This window comes from Nocardia jejuensis NBRC 103114, assembly GCF_001613145.1.
Classification (GTDB): domain Bacteria; phylum Actinomycetota; class Actinomycetes; order Mycobacteriales; family Mycobacteriaceae; genus Nocardia; species Nocardia jejuensis.
The window spans coordinates 90,005-113,227 of record NZ_BDBU01000024.1 but is presented as its reverse complement, the minus strand read 5'-3'; the positions used below and the strand labels follow the sequence as shown (position 1 = coordinate 113,227).

Annotated in this window: 20 protein-coding genes; 9 read left to right on the top strand and 11 right to left on the bottom strand. The window is 67.6% G+C overall.

Annotated elements, in window-relative coordinates:
• Positions 1-86 precede the first annotated feature (86 nt).
• Positions 87-542: a GtrA family protein gene (locus tag NJ1_RS19660; protein ID WP_157574094.1), complete on the top strand. Its 456-nt coding sequence runs from the start codon at positions 87-89 to the stop codon at positions 540-542.
• Between the two features lie 91 nt (positions 543-633).
• Here NJ1_RS19660 and NJ1_RS19655 read toward each other — a convergent pair whose 3' ends face one another.
• The 4 genes from NJ1_RS19655 to NJ1_RS19640 all read right to left on the bottom strand — a co-directional run bounded on the left by NJ1_RS19655 (position 634) and on the right by NJ1_RS19640 (position 7,154).
• The gene (locus NJ1_RS19655; RefSeq protein ID WP_067696368.1) at positions 634-1,251 is read right to left on the bottom strand and encodes a pyridoxamine 5'-phosphate oxidase family protein; all 618 of its coding nucleotides are present in this window, start codon (positions 1,249-1,251) and stop codon (positions 634-636) included.
• A gap of 379 nt (positions 1,252-1,630) precedes the next feature.
• Positions 1,631-2,290 carry a Crp/Fnr family transcriptional regulator gene (locus tag NJ1_RS19650; RefSeq protein WP_067696365.1) on the bottom strand — a complete coding sequence of 220 codons (660 nt, stop codon included), beginning with the start codon at positions 2,288-2,290 and terminating at the stop codon, positions 1,631-1,633.
• On the bottom strand, positions 2,287-4,677 hold the full coding sequence (locus NJ1_RS19645; protein WP_067696362.1) for an adenylate/guanylate cyclase domain-containing protein: 2,391 nt from the start codon (positions 4,675-4,677) through the stop codon (positions 2,287-2,289). Before NJ1_RS19645 ends, NJ1_RS19650 begins: the two co-directional genes overlap by 4 nt.
• 14 nt (positions 4,678-4,691) lie before the next feature.
• Positions 4,692-7,154 carry a molybdopterin-dependent oxidoreductase gene (locus NJ1_RS19640; RefSeq protein WP_084478517.1) on the bottom strand — a complete coding sequence of 821 codons (2,463 nt, stop codon included), beginning with the start codon at positions 7,152-7,154 and terminating at the stop codon, positions 4,692-4,694.
• A gap of 139 nt (positions 7,155-7,293) precedes the next feature.
• On the opposite strand from NJ1_RS19640, the gene NJ1_RS19635 reads away from it, so the two are divergent.
• A complete protein-coding gene (locus NJ1_RS19635) occupies positions 7,294-7,728 on the top strand; it encodes a response regulator transcription factor (protein ID WP_067696359.1) in 435 nt (144 codons plus the stop codon).
• 194 nt (positions 7,729-7,922) lie between these two features.
• Here NJ1_RS19635 and NJ1_RS19630 read toward each other — a convergent pair whose 3' ends face one another.
• Positions 7,923-8,405: a hypothetical protein gene (locus NJ1_RS19630; protein WP_157574093.1), complete on the bottom strand. Its 483-nt coding sequence runs from the start codon at positions 8,403-8,405 to the stop codon at positions 7,923-7,925.
• 394 nt (positions 8,406-8,799) lie between these two features.
• Between NJ1_RS19630 and NJ1_RS19625 the strand changes: the two genes are divergently transcribed.
• A complete protein-coding gene (locus NJ1_RS19625) occupies positions 8,800-9,390 on the top strand; it encodes a DUF4282 domain-containing protein (RefSeq protein WP_067696356.1) in 591 nt (196 codons plus the stop codon).
• A gap of 104 nt (positions 9,391-9,494) precedes the next feature.
• Positions 9,495-10,367, top strand: coding sequence for a helix-turn-helix domain-containing protein (locus tag NJ1_RS19620; protein WP_067696353.1), 873 nt, complete (start codon positions 9,495-9,497; stop codon positions 10,365-10,367).
• A 30-nt stretch (positions 10,368-10,397) separates the two neighbouring features.
• On the opposite strand, the gene NJ1_RS19615 is transcribed toward NJ1_RS19620, so the two are convergent.
• The gene (locus tag NJ1_RS19615) at positions 10,398-10,823 is read right to left on the bottom strand and encodes a MarR family transcriptional regulator (RefSeq protein ID WP_067696350.1); all 426 of its coding nucleotides are present in this window, start codon (positions 10,821-10,823) and stop codon (positions 10,398-10,400) included.
• A gap of 44 nt (positions 10,824-10,867) precedes the next feature.
• Between NJ1_RS19615 and NJ1_RS19610 the strand changes: the two genes are divergently transcribed.
• Positions 10,868-12,394, top strand: coding sequence for an MFS transporter (locus NJ1_RS19610; protein ID WP_084478516.1), 1,527 nt, complete (start codon positions 10,868-10,870; stop codon positions 12,392-12,394).
• A gap of 138 nt (positions 12,395-12,532) precedes the next feature.
• Here the strand turns inward: NJ1_RS19610 and NJ1_RS19605 are convergent, their stop codons facing one another.
• Positions 12,533-13,099: a dTDP-4-dehydrorhamnose 3,5-epimerase family protein gene (locus NJ1_RS19605; RefSeq protein ID WP_067696344.1), complete on the bottom strand. Its 567-nt coding sequence runs from the start codon at positions 13,097-13,099 to the stop codon at positions 12,533-12,535.
• 5 nt (positions 13,100-13,104) lie between these two features.
• Entirely contained in the window at positions 13,105-13,980 is an 876-nt protein-coding gene (gene rfbA / locus NJ1_RS19600; protein ID WP_067696342.1) for a glucose-1-phosphate thymidylyltransferase RfbA, read from the bottom strand.
• 248 nt (positions 13,981-14,228) lie between these two features.
• Here rfbA and NJ1_RS19595 point away from each other — a divergent pair, with 248 nt between their 5' ends.
• Positions 14,229-15,242 carry an alpha/beta hydrolase gene (locus tag NJ1_RS19595; protein ID WP_084478550.1) on the top strand — a complete coding sequence of 338 codons (1,014 nt, stop codon included), beginning with the start codon at positions 14,229-14,231 and terminating at the stop codon, positions 15,240-15,242.
• A 131-nt stretch (positions 15,243-15,373) separates the two neighbouring features.
• Here NJ1_RS19595 and NJ1_RS19590 read toward each other — a convergent pair whose 3' ends face one another.
• The gene (locus NJ1_RS19590) at positions 15,374-16,075 is read right to left on the bottom strand and encodes a DUF8020 domain-containing protein (RefSeq protein WP_067696341.1); all 702 of its coding nucleotides are present in this window, start codon (positions 16,073-16,075) and stop codon (positions 15,374-15,376) included.
• Positions 16,076-16,511: 436 nt separating this feature from the next.
• Here NJ1_RS19590 and rfbB point away from each other — a divergent pair, with 436 nt between their 5' ends.
• Entirely contained in the window at positions 16,512-17,516 is a 1,005-nt protein-coding gene (rfbB, locus tag NJ1_RS19585) for a dTDP-glucose 4,6-dehydratase (RefSeq protein WP_067696339.1), read from the top strand.
• A gap of 124 nt (positions 17,517-17,640) precedes the next feature.
• Here the strand turns inward: rfbB and NJ1_RS19580 are convergent, their stop codons facing one another.
• Together NJ1_RS19580 and NJ1_RS19575 are read right to left on the bottom strand one after the other, a co-directional pair.
• Positions 17,641-19,254 (bottom strand): DUF2142 domain-containing protein, encoded by a 1,614-nt coding sequence (locus tag NJ1_RS19580; protein WP_245717469.1) that lies wholly within the window; start codon positions 19,252-19,254, stop codon positions 17,641-17,643.
• A gap of 98 nt (positions 19,255-19,352) precedes the next feature.
• Positions 19,353-20,327 (bottom strand): glycosyltransferase, encoded by a 975-nt coding sequence (locus NJ1_RS19575; RefSeq protein WP_067696333.1) that lies wholly within the window; start codon positions 20,325-20,327, stop codon positions 19,353-19,355.
• Between the two features lie 155 nt (positions 20,328-20,482).
• On the opposite strand from NJ1_RS19575, the gene NJ1_RS19570 reads away from it, so the two are divergent.
• Together NJ1_RS19570 and NJ1_RS19565 are read left to right on the top strand one after the other, a co-directional pair.
• Positions 20,483-21,028, top strand: coding sequence for a GtrA family protein (locus tag NJ1_RS19570; protein ID WP_245717468.1), 546 nt, complete (start codon positions 20,483-20,485; stop codon positions 21,026-21,028).
• An 89-nt stretch (positions 21,029-21,117) separates the two neighbouring features.
• Positions 21,118-23,016 carry a glycosyltransferase gene (locus NJ1_RS19565; RefSeq protein WP_157574092.1) on the top strand — a complete coding sequence of 633 codons (1,899 nt, stop codon included), beginning with the start codon at positions 21,118-21,120 and terminating at the stop codon, positions 23,014-23,016.
• Positions 23,017-23,223 lie beyond the last annotated feature (207 nt).

The following is a 23,223-nucleotide window of genomic DNA, read 5'->3' as shown; positions in this document are numbered from 1 at the left end:
ACCGGATCGAGGCTTGTGTCCTATCTCCCCGGCGGTACTGTCTCGAGCGACCTGCGAGCAGGCCGCTGGAGGTACTCTCGTGCGCTGTGACCGCGGAACCCCATCTGCCCCTGCCGCCCGAGCTGCCCGTCGTCGACGAACCGGGTGGTACGGACGTTGATCTGAAGACTCAGATCATCCGATTCGCGGCGACCGGCGGCCTGTCGGCCATCGTCGACTTCGGCCTCTACACGCTGATGTTCAAGGTGTTCGGGCTGCCGCTGCCGGTGGCCAAGGCCATCAGTTTCATCGCCGGGACCACGACCGCGTACCTGATCAACCGGCGCTGGACCTTCAAGGCCGAGCCGAGCCGCAAGCGCTTCATCGCGGTGGTGATCCTGTACGCGGTGACCTTCGCCATCCAGGTCGGCATCAACCAGGTCTGCTACTACGCGCTGCCGGACGAATGGTGGCGGATCTGGCTCGCCTTCTGCGTCGCCCAGGGAACCGCCACGGTGATCAACTTCATCGTGCAGCGCGCGGTCATCTTCAAGATCCACTGACGGATCATCCAGGATGAACAAGGCCCCCGCCGACCGGCGGGGGCCTTAGTTCTCTCGAGGTTCTTTCCAGGACGCCTTTGTTCTGCCGGCCTCAGGACTCGACCAGGTCTCGTGCTTCTTCTTTGACGTGGAAGTAGTCGCCGCCCTTGGCGCGCATATTGTCGGTGCCCCACTCGCGATTTTCGCGCTGGGCGGGCACCAGGTGCGGGATGTGCTTGCGGCAGTGGATGTACGCCTCTTCTATGTCCACCACCACCCAGCGCTCGGGCTGGCGGCCGCGTTCGCTGTCGGGCAGGTCGGGGACGCAGCGGCGCATGAGGGTGTCGTCGACGACCCGGGCCGTCCCGTTGATGTGCAGCCCGATCAGGTCCTGCACGAAGTCGACCATGAGGATCCCGATGTGCGGGTTCTCCAGCATGTTTCCGAGGCTCGCCAGGACGCCGTTGCCGCGATACTCCGGGTAGGTGACGGTTCGTTCGTCGATGACGTGCAGGAAGCCGGGTCTGCCCGCCCGGAAGCTGTTGTCGCACTCACCGTGTTTGTCCGCGGTGGCGATGAACGCCATTTCCATCCGGGCGATGAATTCGATCATGTGGCGGTTGAGCTGATTCCGGACTTGATCCTCGTAGAAACGCTCTGCCCGATCCTGGGTTCCGTAGCGTTCCTGGAGTTCTCGCTCGCCGTCGCTGCCGATTCTGTTACCGGGCATCGTGCGCCCCCTTTGGTAGCTGAATACCGGATAGAAGAGGCTCGGCCACGAAACTAGGCCGTATGAAATCCTATCCGGTCTAACCATTTTGGTGTGGCGAATGGGTGAACCGGCGAAAAGGCCTGTTGGGGCGGGGTCGAGGGATGCTGGTCACACCTTCTCGGGCGAGGATCCTCCCGTATGGAAGCTTCGGCAAGGGACCTTCGTCGCTTAGCTGCGATGATGCTGACCTTGCTTCGGCTATCGAAATATCGAGTTACCCGGCGCGGGCTGGGATTTCGCGGTAGTGGTTAATCCCTTTTGCTCGGATATGTCCGGCTTCCTTCGGGCGTCATCCCCCCTTGCGCAACGGATCCGGTGGCGCGGAGGGGTGCGGGAATCACCGCGCCTTGCGCTCCAGCCCCGCCCGATCCACGACCAGCACCGATCCGCGGCCGAGCCGCACCACGCCCTGATCTTCCAACTCCCGCAACACCTTGTTGGCGGTGGCGCGCGTGGTCCCGGCCATGGACGCCAGATCCTCCTGGGTGAGCCGCACTGTCGAGGGCCGATCGTCCCCGTCCCCGTACACCCGCGCCAGATGCGCCAGCCGCCGCAGCACCCGCGTCTCCACCGGGAGGTACAGCGCCTCCAGCACCGCGGCCGAGAGCCGACGCACCTGTGCCGCAAGCGATGTCGTGAGGAACCGCTCCACCTGCGGATGCTCCGCGCGCAGTCGTTCGAGCTGCCGCCGATTCAGGGTCAGCGTCTGCGCGTCGGTGACGGCCACGATGGTCGCGGTGCGCCGGGCATCCGGGCTCAGCAGGGCCTGCTCGCCGAACATGTCGCCGGGGCCCAGGATGGTCAGCGTCGCGGTGTGCCCGAGCGGCGTGGTCACCCGCACCACCAGCCGGCCCGCCGTGATCAGATGCACGCAGTCGCCGGGATCGCCCTCGTGGCAGACGATGTCGCGACGCTGGAACCTCCGGGGCGTGCAGGCCGCGATGAACTCGCGCCGCTCCTGCGGCGAGAGTCCTTCCAGCAGTTCGAATTCCGTCATCGCAGCGCCACCAGTTCGTACACGGTCACCGGCAGACTCTTCCCCTTGATGTCGAAATCGCCCAGGCACGTCACCTCGGCCCGGTCACCGAGCCGTTCGCGGGTCAGCGGGCCGACCGCCACGGTGCCCGGTTCGGCCAAACCCTCCAGGCGCGCGGCCAGATTGGTGGTGTCCCCGATGGCGGTGAAGTTCCGCATCTCGCGCGCGCCGACGTTCCCGACGATGGCGGGACCGGTGTTCACCCCGACCCGGAACATGGGCCACTCGCCGTGCGCGCCGTTCCCGCGCTCGCGCACCGCGGCCGTGGCCCGCTGCAGCGCCAGCCCGGCCCGCGCCGCCCGCAGCGCGTGATCACGTTGCCGCACCGGCGCATTGAAGATCGCCATCACCGCGTCGCCGACGAACTGCACCACGGTGCCGCCCTCGGCCAGGATCTCCGGCACGATCGCCCCGTAGTAGGTGTTCAGCATGCGCATGACCTGTTCCGGCCCGGCCTGCTCGGCGAACGGGGTGTAGCCGCGCAGATCCGCCATCAGCACGCTGACCTCGTGGATCTCACCGCCCAGCCCGGCCTGCGAGGGGTCCGCCAGCAGCGCGTTCGCCACCTGCGGTGACATGTACGACCGGAACAATCCGTCCAATTGCTGGTAGAGCCGGGCGTTTTCGAGCACCACCGAGGTCTGCGCCGCGAACGACCGCGCCACCGCGTGCTCGGCCGGACCGAGCCCGGCGCCCGCCGCCGGATCGGCGTACGGCAGCGGCGCGGCCGGCGCCCGCGTGCCGGTTCGGGATGTCGGAACCGCGGGCCGCCAGCCGAATCCGCGAGTCCGGCCGCGCACGCGTGAGCCGGGCGCGGGCACGGTGAGTTCGGCATCCGACGCCTCGTCGCCGACCGGCCGATCGATCCCCGATTCGGCAGGGAGCGCACCGGTTGCCGGATCGGCCGAGTCCGGTGCCGTAGCAACGGGAATCGCTCGGGCCCGGGTACCTACCGAGTGTGGTCCGCGATCGCCGACTCCGCCCGCGCCCGGATCGGCCGCACGTCTCGAAGCGCCGCCCGCGCTGCCGGCTTCGGCAAGCCCGTACGCCGGGCCGGTGTCCTCGATCGCCGCCGGTGCAATCGTGCCCGTGGCCGGGCGGGTCAGTTCCAGCACTCCGGCCTGAATCCCCTTGACGTGCAACGGGAATCCGAAGGAAGCCGGATTGGGTGGGCCGCCGTCGGCGAAGACCAGCCGGCCGCGCCGCAGCAGGCCGATCCGCACCACGTCGCGGTCGAAGGCGGATCCGGCCAGCCGCTGGATCTCGGCCAGCAGCTGCGTCTCACCGCGAATCACGCTGGAGCGCTCACCGACCGCCACCAGCGCGCCGAGCCGCCGCACCTGCTCGCGCTCGTTGCCCAGCGCCTGCGCGCCCTGCTGCAGCACCGCGATCTGGCGTTCGGTCAGTCCGAAACGCCGGGCCAGCTGCTGACCGACCGCACCCAGCGGTTCCGTGGCCGGAACACCGCCGCTGGCACGGGTTTCCAGCGCGGCGACCATCTCCTCCAGGGCGTGGTCGTAGTCGCGCTGGATGGCGACGATGGTGCTGCGCTGGGTGACGCTGTCGAACAATCCGCGCGCGGATCCCTCCTTGCGGAAGGAGCGGTGCGCGCTGATCGCGATGAGCGCGAAGGCCGCCCCCAGCAGCACGTGCCACTCCCACCACGACACCCGCCAGCTGCGGCCGAAGCCGACCGCGAACAGCGCCTCGGCCAGCAGGATGAACGCCGTGAGCACACTGAGCAGGATGGTCCCGCGAGTGCGCAGGTACAGCACCGCGTACGCGCCCGCCGCGATCAGATAGCAGGCCGCACCGACGAAGGCCAGCGCCACCAGCGGCCCCTGCGCCTCGGAGTGATCGGGCGGGGTGTCGAAGGGCGGGACCCGGGTGAGCGAGAGCAGCGCCCACACCGCCATCAATGAAAGGGGCAGGACGGCAAGGATTTCGGTGATTCGGTGAACCCGCGCGGTGGGCCGATACTCCACCACCGAGCCCAGTGCCGCCAGCCCGCCCAGCACCATACCCACCGGAACGGCGACCGTGAAGCCCACGTTCGCGGACGACAGGATCACCCCCGGCGTGGCCAGCGCGTGCAGGCCCAGAAATCCCGAATTCAACTGGAACACCAGCGAAACCAGCACCAGGCGCATGTCCCGGTGTGCCCGCGCGGCCCGCAGCAGCAGCACGCCCAGCGCCAGCGACAGCACCGCGGCCCCGAGGATCAGCCAGAAGTGCACGCCCTGGTGCATGTACATGTGATCCAGCTCCGGGCGGCTGATCAGCAGCCACAACCCGGCGGCGGGCAGCGCGACATGTACTGCCCACAGCAGTATTCGAATCGGCGACATTCTCTTTTCCGGTGTCAGGCCCTGGTGAGCGTCACCGGTACGCCGTTGAACACGGCGTTCCCGGACGGCGCGTCCACGAGCGAATCATCGGTCAGCGCATTGGCGTTCACTCCGGCGTGCTCGCGTGCGACCTGCTGGTTGCTGTCCTGATGTCCCCACCCGTGCGGCAGGCTCACCACCCCGGGCATGATGTCCGGCGTCTGTTCGAGCTCCACGGTCACCGAGCCTGCCGCCGACTTCACCACGGCGTGCCCGTCCAGACCCAGCCGCGTGGCGTCGTCCGGATGGATGTGCAGCGTGCACCGATTGGAGCCGCCCACCAGCGGCGCGACATTGTGCAGCCAGCTGTTGTTGGATCGCAGCTGCCGCCGCCCGACCAGCACCATCTCCGGCGGGGCATCCCGCAACCGTCCCCGCAATCGCACGACATCATCCAACAGCTCCCGGGGCGCGAGCTCCACCTTTCGTGACGCTGTTCGCAGTGCGCCCGGCAGGCGGGGCCGCAACGGTCCCAGATCGATCCCGTGCGGGTTGTCCAGCAATACCTGCAGGTTCAGCCCGCTCGAGTACACCCGGGCCTCGGATTCGCCACCTCCCGCGGAGCCCGCGGGCGCACCGGGTGCTGCGACGTCGTGCACCGGGACACCGGCCGCACTTCCCGCCGCCGTGCTCGCATCGTCGCCGGGGGAGGCGCCGAGAGCCTGCGCCGTGGCATCGCCCGCACCACCGGCGCTCGGGACGCGGTCCGCGGGGGCTTCGGGCGCACCGTCGCCGGGGCGGGTCCGGTCGGCAGCGTCTCGGGCGGCCCGGTTCGCCGCCGGGTTCCATTCGCCGTACGGTCCGAGTTTGAGCATCATGTCGATGCGGTGCTCGGTGGTGTTCTCGCCCAGGAGTTCGTGGCGGCGCTCCGCCATGCCGGCTTTGTGCAGGGTGCCCGCGATGACGATCTCGTCGACGACGGTGAGCGGGTCCAGACCGGGCTGGGGGTCCTGGCCGCTGACCGCCAGCGCGAGCCGCGCCATGACCTCGGCCTCGGAGAGCTGCTCGGGCTCGGTGCCGGTGCCGGTCGTGCGCAGCGGAATCAGCGGTCGCGAGTAGCGGGCGTAGTTGTGCACGGCGAACTGCAACAGCGCGAAGTCGTAGTGCGGGGACTGCAGGATGCGCGGCGGCGGGAGGATCACGTCGGCGTGCCGGGTGGTCTCGTTGAGATAGCGATCCACGCTGACCATGAACTCGAGGCTCGCGAAGGCGTCGTCCAGACGGGTGCTGCTGGGTGCGGAGCGGACCGGGTTCCCGGCCACGGTCACCATCGTGCGGATCCGGCCCTCGCCCGGTGTGAGGATCTCATCGGCGAGCGTGGCGACCGGCAGCTCGCCCATGGCCTCGGGGAGCCCGCGCACCCGGCTGCCCCAGCGGCCGAGCCGGAACGGGCGGCTGCGCACGATGCCCAGCGCCGCGCCGTTCGCGAACATGGCCCCGCCGGGCGAATCCAGATTGCCGGTCAGCACGTTCACCACATCCACCAGCCACTGCGTGAGGGTGCCGAATTCGGCTGTGCACGTGCCGATTCGCGCGTAGACGGCCGCGGTCGGCGCGGCGGCCAGCTCGCGGGCCAGCCGCACCACGGTCTCGGCCGGGACGCCACAGCGCTCGGCGACCTGATCCGGAGTGAAAGGCGCGGCGGCGGCGCGCACGTCGTCCAGTCCCTCGACCTCGACGCGCACCGCGGTGAGATTCTCCGCGAACAGCGTGTTCACGATCCCGAACAGCAGGTAGGCGTCACTGCCGGGGCGCACGAACAGGTGCTCGTCGGCCAGTTTGGCGGTGCGGGTGCGGCGCGGATCGACCACGACGAGCCGGCCGCCGCGCTTCTTCAACGCCCGCAGCCGCCCCGGGAAATCCGGTGCGGTGCAGAGTGATCCGTTGGACTCCAGCGGATTCGCGCCCAGCATGAGCAGATAGTCGGTGCGATCCAGGTCCGGCACGGCGACGGTCAGCGGATCACCGAACATGAGCCCGCTCGACACCTGCTTGGGCATCTGGTCGGCGGTGCTGGCGGAGAAGAAGTTCCGGGTGGCCAGCGCGCGAATCAGCAGCGGCACGTACAACGCGCCCGCGACGGTGTGCGCGTTGGGATTGCCCAGATACAGCCCGGCCGACTGATTGCCGTGCTCGGCGGTGATCTGCGGCAGCCGCTCTCGGATGATCCCGAACGCCTCGTCCCAGCTCGCGGTCCGCCAGCGGTCGGTGGCCCGGTCCCGGATCATCGGCGCGGTGAGCCGGTCCGGGTCCTCGTCGAGATGGCCGAGGGTCGCGCCCTTGGGGCAGATGAACCCGCGACTGAACGGATCGGCATGGTCACCGCGTACGGAAGTGATGTGGTCGGCACTGTCCACCGTGAGCTCGAGGCCGCACACGGCCTCGCAGAGTGGGCAGGTGCGCAGCAGTGTCCGATGACTGTCCGTGACATGGGTCATAACCAATGATCGCGCGGGAAGGCCGAAGGCGAAACACTTGCGCATCAACTCGGTCGTCCCCGCTTGTGTCGGCGAATTGACACACGCAGCGTGTGGACGCGAACAGACCGGCGCCGCAGCGCGGGCGAAGCTGGCTGACATGCGGTTCTTGGAGCGAACAGAAGCCCTCGAAGCCCTGAGCCGGGCCTGGGAGGAAGTCGCCGCCGGTCGTGGCACGGTGGCCGAGGTGTCGGTCGACGGGGAGCGGGGACTGGTCGTGCGCGCTCCGGAGACGGTCCCGGAACCGCCGGGCCCCGGAGTCCCCCGGCTCACCGGCCGCCAGCAGGACGTTCTGGATCTGCTCTGCGCGGGTCTGACGAATGTCGAGATGGCCGAATACCTGGTGTTGTCGGTCCGGACCGTCGACCATCACGTCTCCGCTGTGCTGCGCAAACTGGGTGTCACCAATCGCCGAGCGGCCCGCGCCCTCGCCCTGAACCAGCCGGTTCCACAGCGGACCTCGCATGTCGGGCGGCCCAGGACCGCTCTGTCACATGGGGATTCGACTCGCGTGCGGGTTTTGCACAGCGCCTAGCGGGTATCGCTCAGCGCATAGGTGATCTCAGAGTTTTCCGCCGGGACTCCCTGACCGAGAGGTCGGCCGGTTTCGGCCGTCTACCCGGCCTGATACCGAGCATCGATCATTTCGCAACGTTTTCCCCCGGATACAGCGAAACCCGCGAGTGCCGGGGTGCACTCGCGGGTTTCGCGACGGACTTATCTGGAACCTCAGGAGGCGATACGCGCGACTCCGGGCTTGACTCCCTTGGCGGCGGCGGCGCGCACCGCGGCGGCCACCGCGACCACCGGCGGGACCCAGCGGGCCTCGCCCGGGGCGACGGCCCAGCAGGTGGAGCCGGTGGCGATCTGGGTCGGCGGCAACGGGATGCCGGCACCGTCGGTGTGGACGATCACCCCGGCCGCGCGCAGCGCCTCGATCGCCATGGTGGCCTTACGGATGCCCGTGACCAGGTGGATCTCGCGGCGCTCGGTGCCCGGGATCTCGATGACCGGCCCGGTCAGGTCGTTGGCGCGCAGGTAGCGGCGCACGAAAGCGGCGGTTTCGCCGGTGATCTCGATGCCCGAAATCTGGTCATCGGTGATCAAGCAAAGGCCGTTGGCCGTCTCGGCGACCGTCCAGCCGCGCTGGATGCATTCCTGCGCGGATTCCTCGACGGCAGACGAAAACGTCTTACGCACTGGATTCTCCATTCCCCGGTAGATCTAGAACCTGCTCTGTGCCTGGTATCGGCACAAGAGGTTCGGAGCGTTACACATTCTGTGTGACGCGAGTCCGGTTGTTGACCTTGAAACGACAACCTCCGGTCTGTTTGGTCCAGATCCGGACAGTGTCGCTTTTGCGACAGACGGCCCCCGGGGGGCGCTGCCTGCAACAACGGCGTCAAGGGCGATATCGCTCGCGGGGGCGGATTCGTGAACATCTACCCGATACGTGTTCTAGAACACACCGTGGCGGTCTACATCGCGGCCGTGCGAGCGATGAGACTTTCTTCGAGCGGCCCCGACCCTGGAATGCTGTCGGGGCGCGACGCCGTGCTGCGGCCGTCGAGTGTCGAAAAGGTCTGCGGGAGAGGGGAACGTCGGCATGACCGACCAATCAGGCGGGACCGGACCGGAATTCGGTGACCTCGAGGATCTGGAGGAGATCGAGGCGGAAGGGCGCTGGGCCGCCTTGAAGGAAACGGCCGCCCGCCGGATGTCCCGCCGCGCCGCGGATGAGGTCGCCGAGGGGGAGCAGCCGGTCGAACCCTTCGCCAGCCCAAGCGCTTTCGGCTCCTGGGCGGTCGAGGCCGCGCGAGCGCTGCTGGACGTGCAGTTCCATCGTTCCGCCACCCGCACCCTGCTGCCGCTGGCCTATGTACTCGGCTTGGCGAGCGCGTTCGCCATCCCGATCGTGGGCACGATCGGACTGTGGCGGGTCTCGGCGTGGCTCGGCGTGGTCTTCGGGCTGGTCTTCGCAATTCCGTTGGGGCTCACCATCGCCGCGGTGGTGCGCCTGCTGCTGGAGTTCGTGCTCAACGCCTCGCGTCTGGCGAGCCGGGTCGAGCACATCTCGGTGCTCGCCGACGATCTGTTCCAAGCGCTCTCGGATGTGGCGGAACCTGTCAATCAACTCTCGGAAGACATGCGTGCGGTGCAGTTCTGGCGCTATCGGAAGCGTTCGGCACGCAAATAACCCGCTGAAAACCGCGATCGTGGCCACCGGACCGGGCCGTTCATCCATGGATCGGTGAGTTTTCCTGTGCAACAATGCGATCGCACACGTTTTCAGGGGGATTGATGGCGCTACCGCAGGGGATTACCGGATCGACCATGCCTCGGCGACAACTCGGGCGTCAGCTGCGCGACCTGCGAAATCGCGCCCGCATGACGACCCGGGTGGCCGCACAGCGACTGGAATGGTCCGAGGCCAAGATCTGGCGGATCGAGACCGGTCAGACCTCGTTGCGCAGCCTCGATGTCGAGGCCATGTGCCGGATCTACGGCGCCCCGGAAGAGGCGATCGAACCGCTCACCACGCTCGCCCGGGAAACCAAGGCGCGCGGCTGGTGGACCGAATTCAGCGATGTGATCGACGAGGGGTACGAGGTCTACATCGGTCTGGAAGAGGCCGCCGCCCGGCTGACCACCTATGAGAACGAGCTGGTCCCGGGCCTGTTGCAGACCGAGGGCTATCTGCGGGCCGTGCTGGCCGCGGGCTATCCGGGCATCTCGGCGGAGCAGATGGACCGGCGCGTCCGGGTCCGCACCGCCCGCCAGGCACTGCTGACCCGCGCCGATTCACCGCTGCAGCTGGACGTGGTGATCTCCGAGGCGGTGCTGTGGCATCGCATCGGCGGCGACGAGGTGACCCTCGGTCAGCTCGATCAGCTGCGCAAACTCGGTGAACTCCCCAATGTCCGGCTGCGCCTGGCGCCCGCGGACTGCGGCTATCACCACGGGATGGACGGCGGGCGCTTCGTCCTGCTGGAGTTCCCGACCGCGCCGAACGAGGCCACCGAACCGCCGGTGGTGTACGTCGAGTCCCTCACGGGCGCTTCGTATCTGGACAAGGAGCCGGATGTGGAGCGTTACCGCGAGGCGTTCGCCTCGGCCACGGCGCTGGCCGTGGACGCGCTCCCGATGATCGACACCATTCGCGACACGATCTGAGAACCGGGCCCGCCGCGGGGCGGGCCGGGATCAGCTCAGTTCCTGCTCGAGCACGCCCCGATGCGTCGGCGCGGCCTGCGCGTGCACCTCACGACCCTTGTCGGTGAGGCACACGAAGATCGCCCGGCGGTCCTCGGTACACAGCGTGCGGCCGACCAGTCCATCGCGCTCGAGCCGGGCGACGGCCCGCGAGAGGGCGCTCTGGCTGAGGTAGATGTCGTTGGCGAGATCGCTCATCTTGTAGCTCTCGCCGCCGGCCTCGATGAGCCGGTCCAGGGTTTCGAATTCGCTGAGCCCGATGTGGTGGCGGCCCTGCAGCTCCTTCTCGAGAGCGCACGAGGTCGTCGCGTGCCGGGTCAGCAGATCACGCCATTCGGCTACCAGACCAGTCGTTTCGGTCGGTGACTCGACCGACGCGGTCGGGGGCAGCTCGACTGACGTTGTCGGCTTCGGCATGCCCAGATCTTAGACCTCGGCGCAGTCTCATGCAACCGCATTAAATGCTTGTGCATTTGATGCACACGCATGTACTGTCCGTTCTCGTGACTTCCACCGAGACCCGCCCCGCAGTGAGCAACGCGGCCGACTCCACGCAGTGGACCGCCCGGCTCTGGGGCATGCTCATCACCCTGTGCATCGTGCTGTTCCTCGACGGCCTCGACGTGTCGATGATCGGCGTATCGCTGCCGTCCATCGGCTCCGAACTCCACCTCGAAACCTCCACCCTGCAGTGGCTGGTCAGCGGTTACGTCCTCGGCTACGGCGGCCTGCTGCTGCTGGGCGGCCGCACCGCGGACCTGCTCGGCCGCCGCAAGGTCTTCCTGATCGCGCTCGCGGTCTTCGCCCTGGCCTCGCTGGCCGGTGCGCTGGTCAGCTCGCCCGCGCTGCTCATCCTCACCCGATTCGTGAAGGGCCTGGCCGCCGCGTTCACCGCGCCGACCGGTCTGTCGATCATCACCACCAACTTCGCCGAGGGCCCGGCCCGCAACAAGGCGCTGTCCATCTACACCGTCTTCGGCGCCGGCGGCTACTCCATGGGCCTGCTGTTCGGCGGCCTGATGACCGGCCTCGGCTGGCGCTGGACGTTCCTGCTGCCGGTCCCGATCGCGCTGGCCGCCCTGGCCGCCGCGGCCTACCTGGTCCCGAAGGACAAGCCCGCCGAAGAAGGCGGTCACGACCTGTTCGGCGCGCTGCTGTCCACGGCGGGCATGCTGCTGCTGGTCTACACCGTCGTCTCCGCGCCCGAAGCGGGCTGGACCTCGGTGCGCACCCTCGGCTCGTTCGTGGCGGTCATCGCCCTGTTCGCCGCCTTCGTCGGGGTCGAGAAGCGCGTCCGGTACCCGCTGGTGCGCCTCGGCATCCTGCGCAAGCCCACCCTGTGGCGGGCCAGCGTGGCCATCATCGCGGTCGGCGGCTCGTACTTCAGCTGGCAGTTCATCACCACGCTGTACCTGCAGGACACCCTCGGCTGGACGCCGCTGCACCTGGCCCTGGCGCTGCTGCCCGTCGGCGTGCTCGTGGTCGCCTCGGCCTTCGTCTCGGACAAGCTGGTCGATCGCTTCGGCACCGGTCCGATCATCGCGATCACCCTCGCGGTCATGGCCGTCGGCTACCTGATGTACCTGCGCCTGGACACCGCGCCGGACTACCTCACGGTGCTGCTGCCCGCGGTCCTGCTGATCGGTATCGGCTGGGTTGGCTTCCCCGCCATCAACATTCAGGCCACCAGCGGTATCGAGGACGACGAGCAGGGCCTCGCGGCCGGCGTGCTGCAGACAGCCATGCAGGTCGGCGCGGCCATCGTGCTCGCGGTGACCACCGCCATCGTCACCTCGAGCCACAGCGCCGACGCCAGCCCCGGCGCCATGCTCGACACCTACCGCCCGGGTCTGCAGTTCGCCGCCGGAGTCGCCATCGTCGGCGCGCTGGTCGCCTTCTCCGCCTTCCTCCCGAAGGTGCGGGCGCGGCGCAACGAAGCCGCTGCCGTCGCGGCCGCGCGTGAACCGGAGGTCGAACTGGTCGGCTGACGGACGAGCCCGCCGAGCCCGCCGCTCACACGGGCCGGACGGGGGACACGAAAAACGCTGGGGCGCACCACGACTGTGGTGCGCCCCAGCGTTCGTTCATCGGAAGCGAGCGGTGCCGCCGCCGGACGTGCGGGAGGGTCAGTGCGGAAGTTTCAGGTCCGCCAGGCGCGGGGCCGCGGCGTCCTTGGGGGAGCGCACGAAGGTCAGCGGCTCGCCCCTGCGGTTCACGCTCGGCCACTCGATCGCCAGATCCGGATCGAAGGCGTCCAGATCCCGGTCGAATTCGGGCGAGTACTCCAGCGAGCACAGGTAATTGACGGTGGAATCGTCCTCGAGCGAGAGCAGCGCGTGTCCCAGCCCCTCGGACAGGAACACCGACTTGCGCTCCACGTCGTCGATGATCACCGCGTCCCAGGTGCCGAAGGTCGGCGAGGCCGGGCGCAGGTCCACCACCACGTCCAGGAACGAACCCCGAACGCAGGTCACGTATTTGGCCTGTCCCGGCGGATCCTCGGTGTAGTGGATGCCGCGCAGCACCCCGGCCGCCGAGGTGGAGATGTTGACCTGCAGCAGTTCGAAGGGGCGGCCGACCGCCTTCTCGAACTCCGAGGCCTTGAACGCCTCGGTGAAGACCCCGCGCTCGTCCCCGTGCAGCCGCGGCGTGAATTCCCACGCCCCCGGCACGGACAGTTCTCGAATTCGCATCTCGTCTACTCCCACGCTCGCCCGTGCTCCAGCAGGCCCATCAGGTATGTGCCGTATCCGGAGCGCACCAGTGGTTCGGCCAGCGCGGCCAGCTGGGCATCGTCGATGAAGCCCAGTCGCCAGGCCACCTCTTCCGGAACGCCGATCTTGAGGCCCTGTCGCTCCTCGACCGTGCGCACGTAGTTGGCGGCGTCCAGCAGCGAATCGAAGGTGCCGGTGTCCAGCCAGGCGGTACCGCGCGCGAGCACCTCCACGTGCAGGCGTCCCTGTTCCAGGTATGCCCGATTGATGTCGGTGATCTCGTATTCGCCGCGATCGGACGGCTTCAGCTCGCGCGCGATCTCGATGACGTCGTTGTCGTAGAAGTAGAGCCCGGGGATCGCGTAGTTCGATCGCGGCCGCTGCGGCTTCTCCTCGATGGAAATGGCCCTGCCGTCCGCGAATTCGACCACGCCGTAGGAGGTCGGGTCCGAGACCCGGTAGGCGAAGACCGCGCCGCCGTCGAGGTTGTCGAACCGGTTCAGCTTGGTGCCGAGTCCGGGACCGTGGAAGATGTTGTCGCCCAGCACGAGTGCGGCGCTCTCGCCGCCGATGTGGTCCGCGCCCAGGACGAAGGCGCGGGCGAGGCCGTCGGGTTCGGGCTGCACCACATAGGTGATGGAGATGCCGAACCGGCTGCCGTCGCCGAGCAGCCGCGTGAAGGCGGCGCTGTCCTCGGGGGTGGTGATGACCAGGATGTCCCTGATCCCCGCGAGCATGAGCGTGGACAGGGGGTAGTAGACCATCGGCTTGTCGTACACCGGGACCAGCTGTTTGCTCACCCCGCGCGTAATGGGGTGCAGCCGTGACCCCGTGCCGCCCGCCAGGATGATTCCGCGCATGTCACGACAGTCTGCCAGTTCGGTCGCGGGGAAGGCCGGTCAGGTTCCGAGTGGACGGCGAATCGATCACGCACGTTTACCGGGCATACCAAATGGTCGATAACTGTTGCGTAGGTCACGTTCTCATGGTGTTCTGAAACGACGCTTTGTGAGATGTCAGCGCCGACTCTCCCGCGCCGGTTACCGAACCGCTCGGTCTCTGGTCGACCGGTTCGGCGCGCCAACAATGAGGTAGGTGCGCGATGTCCATGGCCAGCAACAACACCCGCAACACACACTCGTCGACCGGCAACGACCAGCCGGTGGCCAACCCCCATGGAATCAGCGCCTACGCCCGGGCGCTCACCCTCGCCTGCCGGACCATGATCCGCCCCATGGGCGAGATGGCCACGGTGACCGAGGCCTCCATGCCGGTGGTCAGCGGCGTCATCAACAACCTGGCCAAACTGCGCCCCACCCCGCGCGGAGTCGAGCGGGAGGAAGTGCGGCTCAACGGATTCCGCATCGAGATCGTGCGCCCGGCCGGTGCCCGCAGCTCGCTGCGCGACGGCGCGGTGATGTACATGCACGGCGGCGGCTTCTTCCTCTGCGGCCTCGAGACCCATCGACCCGTGGTGGCCTCCATCGCCCGCCGCACCGGACTGCCGGTCGTCAGCGTCGAATACCGGCAGCTGCCCGTGACCGACATCGCCGGATCGGTGGCCGACTGCCTGACCGCGTACCAGTGGCTGCTGAGCCACGGCGCGGATCCCTCGCGCATCGTGTTCGCGGGCGATTCCGCGGGCGGCTACATGACCTTCGCGACCGCCCTGCGGGCGCGCGACGCCGGACTGCCGGTGCCCGCCGGACTCGTCGGCCTGTGTCCCGCACTGGATCTGGACTGCACCGAGAAGCGGGCGCATCCGAACTACCACCGTGACGTCCTGATCCCGCTGTCCGCGCTGGAATCGGTGGTGAAGCTCGGCGCCGAGGTCGACGGGCGACTGGATCCGGAGATGTCGCCGGTGAACGCGGTCCTGGCCGGACTGCCGCCCGCACTGCTCATCGTCGCGGAGGACGAGGTGCTGCGGCGCGACAGCGAGATCATGGCGCAGCGGCTGGCCGGTGCGGGAGTGCCCGCGACGCTGGAGATCTGGCGCGGCCAGGTGCACGCCTTCATGGCCATCTTCCCGAGCATGCCCGAGAGCCGGGCGGCGCTGGCGCATGTCGCGCAGTTCGTGCGGGCCAGGCTCGAGGCCGGGGAGATCGCCCGCACGGCGTGAGAGTGGCGGGGCCGAGATTCGGAAGAGTCCCCGATATAGCGAGAAGCCCCGCCCGGGTGGTCCGGACGGGGCTTCTGCCGTGATTCGTGTCGTAAGACGACTCGAGCCGTATTACTCGGCCGGGGCCGCGATTACTTGGCCGGGGCCGCGATCGACGGCTGGTTGATCGTGGTGAAGTACTGCACGGCGGCCAGGATGGCGACCGGGGCGGTGATGAACACCTGGCCGGCGATGGTGCCGAGGAAGCCGACAGCCGCGGCGCCCGCGACGCAGCCGCCCAGCGGGCCGAGGCCGAACAGGGTGGCCAGCGCGCCGGTGGCGACCAGGCCGAGGGCCGCGCCCGCGACACAGCCGAGGGCCGCGCCGCCGATGCCGCCGACCAGGGTCGCGACGGTGGCGCCCAGGGCGATGGTGTCCTTCATGCGGTTCCAGGCGGCCTGCTCGCGGTCGTAATCGCTCTTCCAGGGGGCCTGGTTCTCGTAAGGCAGGGAGACCGGCTTGTAGACGGCCTTCTCCATGGTGAGCTCGGGGGTCAGGGTCGCGGTGTGATCCTTGATCTCCGCGGCGATCGGGAAGACGAAGTCGTCGACGCGCAGGTTCAGCTCGGCACCGGCAACGGTGGTGCCGTTGGCGGCCTTGACCTTGAAGATGCCGTCTTCGACGACCATCGAGCCACCATCGGTGTTGATGATGGTGTTGGTCGGGGAGTTGGTGGCCGTGTAGTTGATCACGTCGGCCTCATTGGCGGCCGGCGCGGCGTTGACGGTACCGGCGGCGACGCCCATGGCGGCGATCAGCAGCGCCGACGTGGCGGCGAATTTCCTCATCAGCATTTGGTGCAAACCTCATCAAAGAGCTCGGGGGGACATGAGGAATCGAAATGGAGATCAGCTAACGAGCGGTGAACCAGCCGTGACCGTTCGTTCAAATTCCGTTCACCGAGCGGATCATGCGCGCGGAGAACTTCCGGAAATGTGCTGCGTAAGTACGGTTTTGATAGTCGGATCTGATCCACCGGTTCGTTACCAAACGGTCTGTTAGTGATTAAGGTCACACGCAATGGGGGAAAGTGCGCGGTGTTTTCGATCCGAAATGACCGGCCGCGTCGAGAAATTGCGACATTAAGGATCCCGCCGTCCATTCGATGTCGAAATTTTGTTTCGTTCTCGTGTCCGATTCCGCTCCTGAGGAACGGCTCGAAGGTGTAAAGCGCGCAACACTTCCGGGCCGTCCGGCGCCCCCGCCGCGAAGCGACGTAGTGTTTCTCTCGTGCGACTGCTCGTAACCGGTGGCGCCGGGTTCATCGGCGCGAACTTCGTTCATCAGACCGTGACTCGTCGACCCGGTGTGCAAGTCACCGTGCTCGACAAACTCACCTACGCGGGCAACCGCGCCTCACTGGCCTCGATCGCCGACCGCATCGAGTTCGTGCACGGCGACATCGCCGACACCGCACTGGTCGATCGACTGGTCGGAGGTGTGGACGCGGTCGTGCATTTCGCCGCCGAATCACACAACGACAATTCCCTCGCCGATCCGTGGCCGTTCATCCAGACCAATATCGTCGGAACGTATTCGCTGCTACAGGCGGTGCGCCGGCATCAGGTGCGCTACCACCACATCTCGACCGACGAGGTGTACGGCGATCTGGCGCTGGACGATCCGACGGCATTCAGCGAGGTCACGCCCTACAACCCGTCCAGCCCCTACTCGGCGTCCAAGGCGTCCAGCGACATGCTGGTGCGGTCCTGGGTGCGCTCTTTCGGAGTGCGGGCCACACTCTCCAACTGCTCCAACAACTATGGCCCGTTTCAGCATGTGGAGAAATTCATCCCGCGACAGATCACCAATCTGATCGACGATGTGCGACCGCGTCTGTACGGCGCCGGACATCAGGTGCGCGACTGGATCCACGTGGACGACCACAACAGCGCGGTGTGGGAAATCCTGGACCGCGGTCGTATCGGCCAGACGTATCTCATCGGGGCCGACGGTGAACGCGACAACAAATCCGTCGTGCAGTTCATCCTGGAGGCGTTCGGCCGCGATCGGGACGACTTCGATCACGTCACCGATCGCCCCGGCCACGATCTGCGCTACGCCATCGATTCGACGCTGCTGCGCACCGAACTCGGCTGGGAACCCGAATACCGCGACTTCCGCAAGGGCCTGGACGCCACCATCGAGTGGTACCGCGACAACGAATCCTGGTGGCGCCCACAGAAGGACGCCACCGAGCGGGCCTACGTCAGCGCCGGGGAGAAAGTCCTCTGACCCGAGGCGCCACCGACCGGCGTTCGCGATATCGCCGAACCCGCCTGGAGCACTGCCGAAAACGGGCCCGCCGGATAATCCGGCGGGCCCGTTCGAGTTCCTGGGGAGAGAAGCCAGCGAAGCCTCAGCCCCACACGATGGTGCTGTATTTGACGATCGCGGCGATCAGGGCGACCGATGTCGCCGCGACCACCGTGATGGCCGGACCGCGCGTGGGAATCGAGCCTCGGGCATCGCTGAGCCGCAACGGCATCCAGCGCAGCAGCACCGCCAGGGTGAGCAGCGCGAGCGGCACGAAGTAGCGGCCCTGCACACCGTCGATCATGAAATACCCGACCGGGGTGAAGGACATGTACAGCGTCACGTAGATCATGGCGACACTCGCCAGCATGGTCAGCAGGACCAGCCAGGTGCGCAGCCGGTTCGCGCCCTGCGCGCCCGTCATGCGGTCCGCCACACCGATACTCACCGCGAAGGCCAGCAGGCTCGCCACGATGGTCAGCGCGGGCACGTCGATGTACGCGAAGCCGAGCTCGCCGAAGAACTGGGTGAACCAGCGCTGATCGCGGCGGGCGATGCTGTCGCCGAAGACGCTCAGGAAATGCCCGGGGTCGCCGAGGATCTCGTGCAGCTGATCGCCCGGGCGCACCGAACCCCACTGCTCCTGCGAGCGCATCAGGCTCATGCCGTCGCCGGTCGGTGCCGCGATCTTCATCCACACCGCGAAGGCCGCGCCGCCCAGAGCCGCGCTCGCCCACGGCAATACGCGCTGCCACGGTGCGATCCGGTCGGTGCCGCCGAAACCGAAGCGCTCCGCCGGAATCAGCACGATGAGCATCGCCAGCAGCACGTAGGTGGGCTTGCAGACCGGCAGCGCGATGGCGGACACGATGGCGAGCACCGTCTCGGGCCTGGTCAGTCGCTGACCCAGGAACAGCGCCTTCACGATCAGCGCCGAAATCAGCAGGGCCAGTGCGTTGGTCACCGTATCGGCGGTGACCGTGCCCGCCTGGAAGACGGCGATCGGCAGCACCGCCACCGTCAGCGCCAGCCACTGCACCCGATGTCCGCGCAGCGCCCGCAGCGCGAAGCCGACGATCACCAGGTAGGCGAGCAGCCCGGCCCAGCGGGTGGCCAGCACCATGCCGCCGACGCTGAAGTCCAGGGCCTGCGCCACCCGGATGCCCGCCGCGGCAGGCAGATACGGGACGGGGGAGTACGCGGCGGTATTGGTGAACCAGACCGGCTTGGTGGCGTCGGAGACCGGGGCCGAGCCGAGCAGGTCGTAGACCTCCGAATCGGCGACCATCGGATCCGGCTCGTCCGGATTGTTGCGGTAGTCGTCGAACGCGTAGCCCATCAGGGCGTCGATGCTCACCGGGATGTCGCCGCCCCATGCGGGACCGCGATCGTCGTGGATCTTCTGGGGCGTGATCCCGCCCTGGGACACCTGATAGGCGCGCCCGAACTGGGTGATCTCGTCGTGGCCCCAGAACGGCGGCGTCAGCACCGAGAACACCGCGCCGAAGACTCCGGCGATCAGCACGAAAGCCACAGCGGCCGAGCCGAACCGGCGCTCGATCCGCTCGAACACGCCGCGCAGATCACGCGATCGCGAGGCGGACGCGGCGGCCTCGAGCTTCGGGGCCTCGAGCTTCGGGGCCTCGGACTTCGGCGCTTCGGCCTGCGCCGTCTCCGACTGCGCGGGTTCGGCGATCGTGTCGTTTGCTTCGGTCACGGTTTCAGATTGTGCACCTGCGGGATCCCCGGGTGTTCCCGCACCGGGCGAGGCCGGATCTTTGTCGGGCGTAGCAGCGTCCGGCTCGGTCCGGATCGTCATCGCCGCGAACCGCCCGAGGGCTCGGTCGCGGGCTCGTCGGCGCCGACCGCCGAATAGTTCAGATACACCAGGCGTGCGGCCTCGTGCCGCGAGCGGCGGATGCCGTCCAGGATCAAACCGGCGGTCCAGGCCAGGCTGCCCAGCAGCAGCAGCGTGAAGCCGAGGAAGAGCGTCGGGAAGCGCGGAACCTCGTGGATCCGGTAGAACTCGATCACTATCGGCGTGATCAGGATGATCGAGATCAGCCAGGCGAGCGTGCCGAACAGACCGTAGAAGGCCACCGGCCGCTCGTGCCTGGCCAGGCCGATGATCAGCCGCAGAATCTTGAAGCCGTCGTGATAGGTGCGCAGCTTGGATTCACTGCCCTCGGCGCGATCCTTGAATCCGACCGCGACGGCCGACTGCGGCACGCGCAGATGCAGCGAATGCACGGTCAGCTCGGTTTCGATCTCGAATTCCTTGGAGACGGCCGGGAAGCTCTTGACGAAGCGGCGCGAGAACACCCGGTATCCGCTGAGCATGTCCTCGACATTCTCGCCGAACACCTGCGCGACCACGCCGTTGAGCACCTTGTTGCCGGTCTCGTGGCCCGCCCGGTACGCGGACATGCCGTCGAGTTCGCGGCGCACTCCGAGAACATGGTCGTACGGCCCGGACAACAATTCCTCGATCATCCGCGGAGCCGCGGACGCGTCGTAGGTGTCGTCACCGTCGATCATCAGATAGACGTCGGCATCGATATCGGCGAATGCGCGGCGCACCACATTGCCCTTGCCCTTGCGGTGCTCTCGGCGCACGATCGCCCCGGCCTCGCGGGCGCGTTCCGAGGTCGCGTCGGAGCTGTTGTTGTCGTACACGTAGACGACAATGCCGGGGACCGCAGCCAGCAGGTCGGTGACGACCTTCGCAACAGCTGCTTCCTCGTTGTAGCACGGCACGATCGCGGCAATGCGAAGCTCGGTGGAGTCCACCCGGTCAATCCTCTGATCTGATCGGAAGGCGAATACGAACGAACACGGGGCAGGGTACCGGGTAGTCGGGTCGACGTGCCCGTTCACCCTCGCTTTTTCGAGTATTCCCGGCCACCCCGGGTTCCAACCCCGGCGTGTCGGGGTACCGTTCCCCGGTGTCCAGCAGGGAATCGGCGGTAGTGGGCGAGACCGCGCCGGAATCGTTCGTCACCAAGGTCAAGACCGCATTGCGGCAGGGCAGCGCCTTCCTGGTGGTGGGTGGAATCGGCTTCGTGGTCGATGCGGGCACCTACAACCTGCTGGTGTTCGCGGGCGGGGAGGGCCCGCTGTTCCATCAGCCGCTGCTCGCCAAGATCATCGCTATCCTCGTCGCCACCGTCGTCACCTATTTCGGCAACAAATGGTGGACCTTCTCGCACAAGAAGGGCGGCAGCGCGGCGCGCGAATACCTCTTCTACGCGCTGTTCAATGTCATCGCCATCGGACTGCAACTGGCGTGCCTCGGGTTCTCCCGCTATGTGCTGCACCTGTCGACGCCGTTGGCGGACAACATCTCCGGAACATTGATCGGCCAGATGGTGGCCGTGGCGTTCCGATACTGGGCTTACGACAAATTCGTGTTCACCGGCGCACGCGAGGATGATGGCGGTAACGGTTCCGGCCCGACCGGCTCGAACCCATTGCCGAGCCCCGGCAACTGATATCCTCTGCCCGCCGAGCGTGACAGTGGGTGTGCGTCCACACGTCGGATGTGCCGGTATCTGTTTATTCGAGGGATGTCGAGGGATTCATGGATGCGTCGGCTGGACAAGCCGTGACCGAAATCAATGAGACCGCCGGAGCCCCCGCGGCCCTGCGTTCGGATCACAAGGCGCCCGAACGCCTGGTGCTCGCGCGCGGTCTCTTCTCCGGCCCCGCGCCGAAGATCAACGACGATCTATACGCGGTCGTGAAGGGCGGCAAGGCCACCCGCGAACGGTTCAGCCTGCGACTGGACAAGGGTGCGACCGCGCACACCAACACCTACTTCGGTCGTTTCGCCGCCAGCTACTGGCAGCGCTGGACGCACGTCACCGAGGTCGAGGTCGCGATGACCCTCGAGGTGGCGGGCAAGACGAACGTCCGCCTGGCGGCCTCGGACATCGCCGGGCACCGGCGCATCGTCGCCACCGCGCAGACGCGTGAGAGCGGCCGCGTGGTGCTGAGCGCGCCCCTGGACATGTTCATCGACGGCGGCGCGCTGTGGCTCGAGATCGACGCCATCGGCGGCGAGGTCACCGTGCGCGACCTGGAATGGACCACTGCCGCACCCGATCACGTGCGCCCGGTGGCCATCGCCATCTGCACCTTCAATCGCGCCGCGGACTGCGCCACCACGGTGGCCGCGCTGGCGTCGGACGCGACCGTGCTGGCCGCCATCGACGCGGTGTACGTGGTGGACCAGGGCACTGACCTGGTGCAGGATCAGGTGCTGTTCACCGAGACCCAGCCCAAGTTCGGCAACAAGCTGGTCTACATCCGGCAGCCGAATCTCGGTGGCGCGGGCGGTTTCACACGCGGGCTGTACGAGGTGTCGGCCGCCAACGAGCACGCCGACGTCATCCTGATGGACGACGACATCCTGTGCGAGCCGGAAACGGTGTTGCGGCTCAACGCTTTCGCGAACATGACCGTGGAGCCCACCCTGGTGGGCGCGCAGATGCTGTTCCTGTTCAATCCCGACTACCTCAATGTCGGTGCGGAAGAGACGAATCTGGCCACGCTGCGGCACGGCCAGAAGGTGGCCAAGGCGCTGCGCAACACCAGCATGCTCAAGAAGCATCAGGAACGCCGTGTGGACGCCGGCTACCAGGCCTGGTGGACCTGCCTCATTCCCGCCGAGGTGGTCAAGAAGATCGGCCTGCCGGTCCCGATCTTCTTCCAGTGGGACGACGTCGAATACGGCCTGCGCGCACGGGAACACGGTTTCCGCACCGTCACCCTGCCCAATGCCGCCGTCTGGCACGCGGACTTCTACTGGAAGGACTTCGACGACTGGGCGCGCTACTTCTCCTCGCGCAACTCGCTCATCGTGTCCTCGCTGCACCACGATCTGGACCCGAAGGCGATCACCCGCCAGCTGCTCCGCGAGATCGGTGAGTACCTGGTCGGCATGCAGTACGGCTTGGCGCACACCACATTGCAGGGCATCGAGGACTACCTGCGTGGTCCGGATGCGTTGCGGGACGGCGGAATCGCCGCCCTGGCCGCCGCGCGCGGCTCGCGTGGCGACTATCCGGAGACGATCAAGCATCCCGCCGCGACCGCTCCCATTCCGAGTTCGCACGTGAACGTGTCCCGGGCCGGCGGCGAACCCAGCCGCCCGTTGCTGATCCTGTTCAAGCGCGCGCTCAGTCAGTGGACCGGCCGCACCGTCCCCGGCCTGGTCGGGGTCACCCGCGAGGACGCGCACTGGTGGCACGTCGGGCTCTACGACCACGTCGTGGTCACCGATGCCTCCCAGTCCGGCGTCCGGATCCGCAAGCGCGACAAGGAAACCGCGCGCCGCCTGCTGATCCGCGCCTACCGCACGCTGAAGAAGCTGCGCGAGGAACTCCCCGCCCTGCAGCAGAGTTGGCGCGCCGCCATGCCGGAGCTGACCAGCCGCGAGAACTGGGAACGCCTCTACGGCATCGAGCCGAAGAAGTAACCTGCATCGAGCTGCGAAGCGGCCGTACCCGATCGGGTACGGCCGCTTCGCTGTCTCGGCACCACGGCCGCCTCCGAGGCGTGCGAATCGTGGTGCCGACACCGCGCGTGCTGGGGTTCGGGTGCCGGCAGGACTGGGCGCTGGGAATTCGGTTGTAGGGCACCAGAGGTCGTCCTGTGATGTCGTCACCCGGTGTGCTCGGCCGCA